The organism is Flavobacterium sp., assembly GCF_031422135.1.
Classification (GTDB): Bacteria; Bacteroidota; Bacteroidia; order Flavobacteriales; family Flavobacteriaceae; genus Flavobacterium.
Window position 1 is genome coordinate 1 of sequence record NZ_JANOQD010000097.1, and the last position, 5,514, is coordinate 5,514.

Genomic DNA, 5,514 nt, shown 5'->3' on the forward strand with positions numbered 1-5,514 from the left:
CAAATGCAAAAACGAAGAGGCAAAACTGATTTACAAAAATAAAATTCCACAAAAAATAGTAGCCATTTTTGAAAAATATGGTTTTATTTGGGGAGGAAATTGGACTCATTATGACACAATGCATTTTGAATATAGACCAGAGTTAATTAACTAAAAATTAAATTTATGAACGACGCACATTTACACCTTTTAATAAATCATTTTCCAATTGTTGGAACTATTTTTGGGCTTGGGATTTTACTTGCAGGAATTATTTCAAAAAATAAATCCATTCAAAACACAGCTTACGCTATATTCATTGTTTGTATGATTCTTGGAAAAGTATCAATGTTTACTGGCGAAAAAGCAGAAGATATTGTCGAAAATCTAGGTATTTCGCAAGATTTAATTCACGAACACGAAGAACAAGCCGAAACCTATATGAAGCTGGCTTATGCTTTGGGTTTAATTTCAATTTTAGGACTAATTTCAAATTTTAAAAATCATCCAAAAGCAAAATTGTTTAGTTTTTTAGCTTTAACATTGGCTATTGTAACGGTAATTTTGTCTAAAGCTGTTGGGACTTCTGGAGGAGAAATTCGTCATACAGAAATTCGTCAAACTATTGAAATTCAAAATGTAAAATAGAATTAAATAGTAATTATCTAATAATTTTTACTTCAACAAAACATAAAATTTAGACATTAGTAGTTTATTTAATAATTTTCATCTTATATTTGCAATTCAATAAAACAAAAATGTTTACAATTCAATTACATCATCATCATTTCCATAATTGCTCTCAAGCGATGAGTTAATGATATGTGTATAAATCATATATTTTAAAACCCGTTTGAGTACATCAAACGGGTTTTTTATTTAAAATCATTTGTTGTATTCAAATTTAATTCTTAAACCAAAACAACAAAATGAACACTTTAAAAATTGCTATTCAAAAATCTGGACGTTTAAACGAAGACAGCCTAAAAATCCTTAAAGATTGTGGTATTTCTGTCGATAACGGTAACGACCAACTCAAAGCCTCTGCTACCAATTTTCCACTAGAAGTTTTATTCCTTCGTAATTCAGACATTCCTCAGTATTTATTAGACGGCGTTGTCGATATTGCCATTGTCGGAGATAATATTCTAGTCGAAAAAGGCGGAAATATTAAAATCATCGAAAAATTAGGTTTTTCAAAATGCAGAGTATCTGTGGCAGTTCCCAAAGCCTTTGAATTCAAATCATTAGATGATTTAAAAAAACTCCGAATTGCCACATCGTATCCAAACACAACTCTAAATTATTTCAAACAAAATAATGTAAAAGTGGATTTACACCAAATCTCTGGTTCGGTAGAAATAGCACCAAATATAGGTCTAGCCGATGCCATTGTCGATATTGTTTCTAGCGGAAGTACCCTTTTCAAAAACAATCTCAAAGAAGTTGCAGTCATTATGAAAAGTGAAGCCGTTCTTGCCGTTTCTCCTTTTATTACACCAGAAAAACAAGTCGTTTTAGACAAATTAAGATTTAGAATTCAAGCAGTTCTTCGTGCAAGGATTTCAAAATATATTTTGATGAATGTCCCAAACGAAAAAATTATAGCTGTTTCTCAAATTCTCCCCGTTTTAAAAAGTCCAACTGTAGTTCCGCTTAACGAAGTCGGTTGGAGCAGCGTTCAGTCTGTAATTGACGAAGATCAGTTTTGGGATGTAATCGATAAACTGAAAGAAGCAGGAGCAGAGGGAATTTTGGTTTGTCCAATTGAGAAAATGGTTTTCTAGGAGCACAAACAACACCCCAACCCAGAACATTATTCCCGCTTTCGTTCCAATCTTTTTTATTTTTTTGTCATACTGAGCTTGTCGAAGGGCAAAAAAATAAAAAAGGATTTCCACTCAATCGGGGCTAAAATTCATACTCTTTTTACCAATTAACATTTCAAAATCACAGAAATGAACAAAATAATAAACCCGAAACCCGAAACTTGGTCTGAAGTTTTAAAAAGACCAACACAAACTTTCAACGATATTGAAGAAACCGTAAAAGGAATTTTCAAAGAAGTGCAAGTCAAAGGCGACGTTGCAGTTGCAAAATACACATCCCTTTTTGACGGAATAACTATAGAAAACATTGAAGTTTCAAATCAAGAAATCGAAGAAGCAATCAATCTTGTTTCTCAAGAATTGAAAAAAGCCATTCAGCTGGCCAAATCAAATATTGAAAAATTTCACAAAGCACAAATCACTACCAAAATAGAAGTAGAAACTACTGAAGGAGTTACTTGTTGGCAAGAAAAACGACCAATTCAAAAAGTCGGATTGTATATTCCTGGCGGAACTGCACCTTTATTTTCAACAGTTTTAATGTTGGCTATTCCAGCTCAAATTGCGGGTTGCAAAGAAATTGTTTTGTGTTCTCCACCAGATAAATCAGGAAAAATAAATGCTGCTATATTATATGCCGCCAATCTTTGTGGAGTTTCAAAAATTTTGAAAGTAGGCGGTATTCAAGCCATTGCTGGAATGACTTTTGGTACCAAAACCATTCCTCAAGTGTATAAAATTTTTGGACCAGGAAATCAATATGTAACAGTTGCTAAGCAAGTAGCAACGCAATTTGGAGTTGCTATCGATATGCCAGCTGGGCCAAGTGAGTTGTTGATTGTTGCTGACGATGCTGCTATTCCAAGTTTTGTAGCTTCCGATTTATTAAGCCAAGCCGAACACGGAACTGATAGTCAAGTTATTCTAGTTTCAACTTCAAAAAAATTGATTGATAAAGTCGAAATTGAAATCAGCAAGCAAATTCAGATTTTGCCTCGAAAAGCAATTGCCGAAAAAGCTATCGAAAATTCAAAACTAATTTATGTTGAAAATGACAAAATTGCCTTAGATTTAATAAACGAATATGGTCCTGAACATTTTATAATTTGTACCAATAATGATGATTTCTATGTCAATAATATCCAAAACGCTGGTTCCATTTTTATTGGAAATTTCACACCCGAAAGTGCGGGTGATTATGCTTCTGGAACCAATCATACCTTACCAACCAACGGTTACGCAAAAAATTATTCGGGTGTAAATCTAGATAGTTTCTTAAAATCAATGACTTTCCAGAAAATATCACAAAAAGGAATTCAAAATATAGGAAAAGCCATTGAAATTATGGCGGAATCCGAAGGATTGCAAGCACATAAAAATGCGGTAACTTTAAGATTAGAATATTAAGATTAATATCCTAACTGGTTTAAAAAACATGTTAGGTATAATTTAAAACTAAAAATGAACAATTTCAACATACAAAATCTCATCAGAGAAAACATAAAAAATATGCAGCCTTATTCGTCCGCACGTGATGAATTCAAGGACTTCAATAAAGAAATGATTTTCCTTGATGCCAACGAAAATCCCAATGAAAACGGAGTGAATCGTTATCCAGACCCACAACAGAAAACTGTAAAATTGGCTCTTTCTGAAATAAAGCGAGTACCCGAAAATAAAATTTTATTAGGTAACGGAAGCGATGAAGTGCTCGATTTATTGTTTCGTGCTTTTTGCGAACCCAATAGAGACAATGTAATCACTTTGCCACCAACGTATGGAATGTATGGTGTTTTGGCCAATTTAAATGCCATCGAAAACCGAGAAGTTTTGTTGAATGAAAATTTTGAGCCTCAAATAGACAAGATTTTAGCATCGGTTGACCAAAATACCAAAATGATTTTTCTTTGTTCACCTAACAACCCAACTGGAAATTCTTTTTCAGATGAAAGTATAGTAACTTTACTCAAAAATTTTAATGGAATTGTGGTTTTAGACGAAGCCTATATTGACTTTTCTGCTAAAGAGAGTTGGTTGTCAGAAATTAGCGATTATCCAAACCTAGTCATCACACAAACGCTATCAAAAGCATACGGAATGGCAGGAATTCGATTGGGAATTTTGTATGGTTCTGTTGAAATTATTACCGTTTTAAATAAAATAAAACCACCATACAATGTCAATGTTTTAACTCAAAGTAAAGCATTGCAATATATTGAAAGTCAAGAAACTGTAAAAAATCAAGTAGAAGAAATAAAAAATCAAAGAAATTTGATTTATGGAGAATTATTAAACACCAATATTGTCAAAGAAATATACAGAACCGATGCTAATTTTATTCTTTGCAAAGTGGATGATGCTAACAAAAGATACAATCAATTGTTAGAAAAAGGAATCGTAATTCGCAATCGAACTAACGATGCATTATGCGAAAACTGTTTGAGAATAACCATTGGAACTGAGGTAGAAAATCAAAAATTTATTTCAGTGTTAAAAGTATTAGATAAATCCTAACAGGTTTTCAAAACCTGTTAGGTATAAAAACAATAAAATAATGAAAAAAGTACTATTTATTGACCGAGACGGAACAATGATTAAAGAAACCATTGACGAACAAATCGATGCTTTCGAAAAAATGATTTTTTATCCAAAATGCATTCCGTTTTTGAGCAAAATTGCACAAGAATTAGATTTTGAATTAGTTATGATTACCAATCAAGATGGTTTAGGAACTGCAAGTTTCCCAGAAGAAACATTTTGGCCCGTTCACAATTTTATTATGAAAACCTTTGAAAATGAAGGTGTTGTTTTTGATAAGGTTTGCATTGACAGAACATTTCCAGCTGAAAATGCTGAAACAAGAAAACCAAAAACAGGTTTATTAACCGACTATTTTTCATCCGAATATGATTTAGCAAATTCATTTGTAATAGGAGATCGATTAACTGATGTTGAATTGGGTAAAAATTTAGGTTCCAAAGCCATTTTCATTAATGATAACACAAACCTTGGAACGGGAGAAATATCCGTTAAAAAAGAGGAATTAAATCCTTATATCGCATTGGAAACTAGCGATTGGCAAAAAATATATGAATTTCTAAAACTAGAAAACCGTGTGGCTTCCATTGTTAGAAAAACAAATGAAACTGATATTTCAATCCAAATAAACCTTGATGGAACAGGTAAAAGCAAAATCGAAACAGGCATTGCTTTTTTCGACCATATGTTAGACCAAATCGCACGTCATGGTCAAATGGATTTAGAAATTCTAGTCAAAGGTGATTTGGAAGTAGATGAACATCACACCATTGAAGACACTGCCATTGCGCTTGGAGAAGTTTTTTCGAAAGCGTTGGGCAACAAATTAGGCATCGAACGTTACGGATTTTGTTTACCAATGGACGATTGTTTGGCACAAGTAGCCATCGATTTTGGTGGTCGTAATTGGCTGGTTTGGGAAACCGAATTCAAGCGGGAAATGATTGGTCAAATGCCAACAGAAATGTTTTTTCACTTTTTCAAATCGTTTACCGATGGTGCAAAGGCCAATTTAAATATTAAAGCGGAAGGCACGAACGAACATCACAAAATTGAAGCCATTTTCAAAGCATTTGCAAAAGCCATAAAAGTGGCAGTCAAAAGAGATGTAGAAAAGATGATTTTACCATCAACTAAAGGAATGCTTTAAAGTTAATAGTTGTTGGTT

General features: G+C 32.8%; 6 protein-coding genes. All 6 read left to right on the plus strand.

Annotation, left to right across the window (positions count from 1 at the left end; all coding sequences use genetic code 11):
- The first annotated feature begins 28 nt into the window (after window positions 1-28).
- The 6 genes from RMO70_RS12495 to hisB all read left to right on the plus strand — a co-directional run bounded on the left by RMO70_RS12495 (window position 29) and on the right by hisB (window position 5,496).
- A complete protein-coding gene (locus RMO70_RS12495; protein ID WP_409025087.1) occupies window positions 29-154 on the plus strand; it encodes a M15 family metallopeptidase in 126 nt (41 codons plus the stop codon).
- 11 nt (window positions 155-165) lie between these two features.
- The gene (locus tag RMO70_RS12500; protein ID WP_310556772.1) at window positions 166-627 is read left to right on the plus strand and encodes a DUF2231 domain-containing protein; all 462 of its coding nucleotides are present in this window, start codon (window positions 166-168) and stop codon (window positions 625-627) included.
- Between the two features lie 281 nt (window positions 628-908).
- On the plus strand, window positions 909-1,766 hold the full coding sequence (hisG, locus tag RMO70_RS12505) for an ATP phosphoribosyltransferase (protein ID WP_310556773.1): 858 nt from the start codon (window positions 909-911) through the stop codon (window positions 1,764-1,766).
- Between the two features lie 171 nt (window positions 1,767-1,937).
- Window positions 1,938-3,215 (plus strand): histidinol dehydrogenase, encoded by a 1,278-nt coding sequence (gene hisD / locus RMO70_RS12510; protein ID WP_310556774.1) that lies wholly within the window; start codon window positions 1,938-1,940, stop codon window positions 3,213-3,215.
- 54 nt (window positions 3,216-3,269) lie between these two features.
- On the plus strand, window positions 3,270-4,322 hold the full coding sequence (gene hisC, locus RMO70_RS12515; RefSeq protein ID WP_310556775.1) for a histidinol-phosphate transaminase: 1,053 nt from the start codon (window positions 3,270-3,272) through the stop codon (window positions 4,320-4,322).
- 40 nt (window positions 4,323-4,362) lie between these two features.
- On the plus strand, window positions 4,363-5,496 hold the full coding sequence (gene hisB, locus RMO70_RS12520; RefSeq protein ID WP_310556776.1) for a bifunctional histidinol-phosphatase/imidazoleglycerol-phosphate dehydratase HisB: 1,134 nt from the start codon (window positions 4,363-4,365) through the stop codon (window positions 5,494-5,496).
- Window positions 5,497-5,514 lie beyond the last annotated feature (18 nt).

What these genes read in the sequence shown, in the direction of transcription:
- hisC (WP_310556775.1), top strand. Translation starts at nt 3,270, where the DNA reads ATGAACAATTTCAACATACAAAATCTCATCAGAGAAAACATAAAAAAT.
- hisD (WP_310556774.1), top strand. Translation starts at nt 1,938, where the DNA reads ATGAACAAAATAATAAACCCGAAACCCGAAACTTGGTCTGAAGTTTTA.
- hisG (WP_310556773.1), top strand. Translation starts at nt 909, where the DNA reads ATGAACACTTTAAAAATTGCTATTCAAAAATCTGGACGTTTAAACGAA.
- hisB (WP_310556776.1), top strand. Translation starts at nt 4,363, where the DNA reads ATGAAAAAAGTACTATTTATTGACCGAGACGGAACAATGATTAAAGAA.
- RMO70_RS12500 (WP_310556772.1), top strand. Translation starts at nt 166, where the DNA reads ATGAACGACGCACATTTACACCTTTTAATAAATCATTTTCCAATTGTT.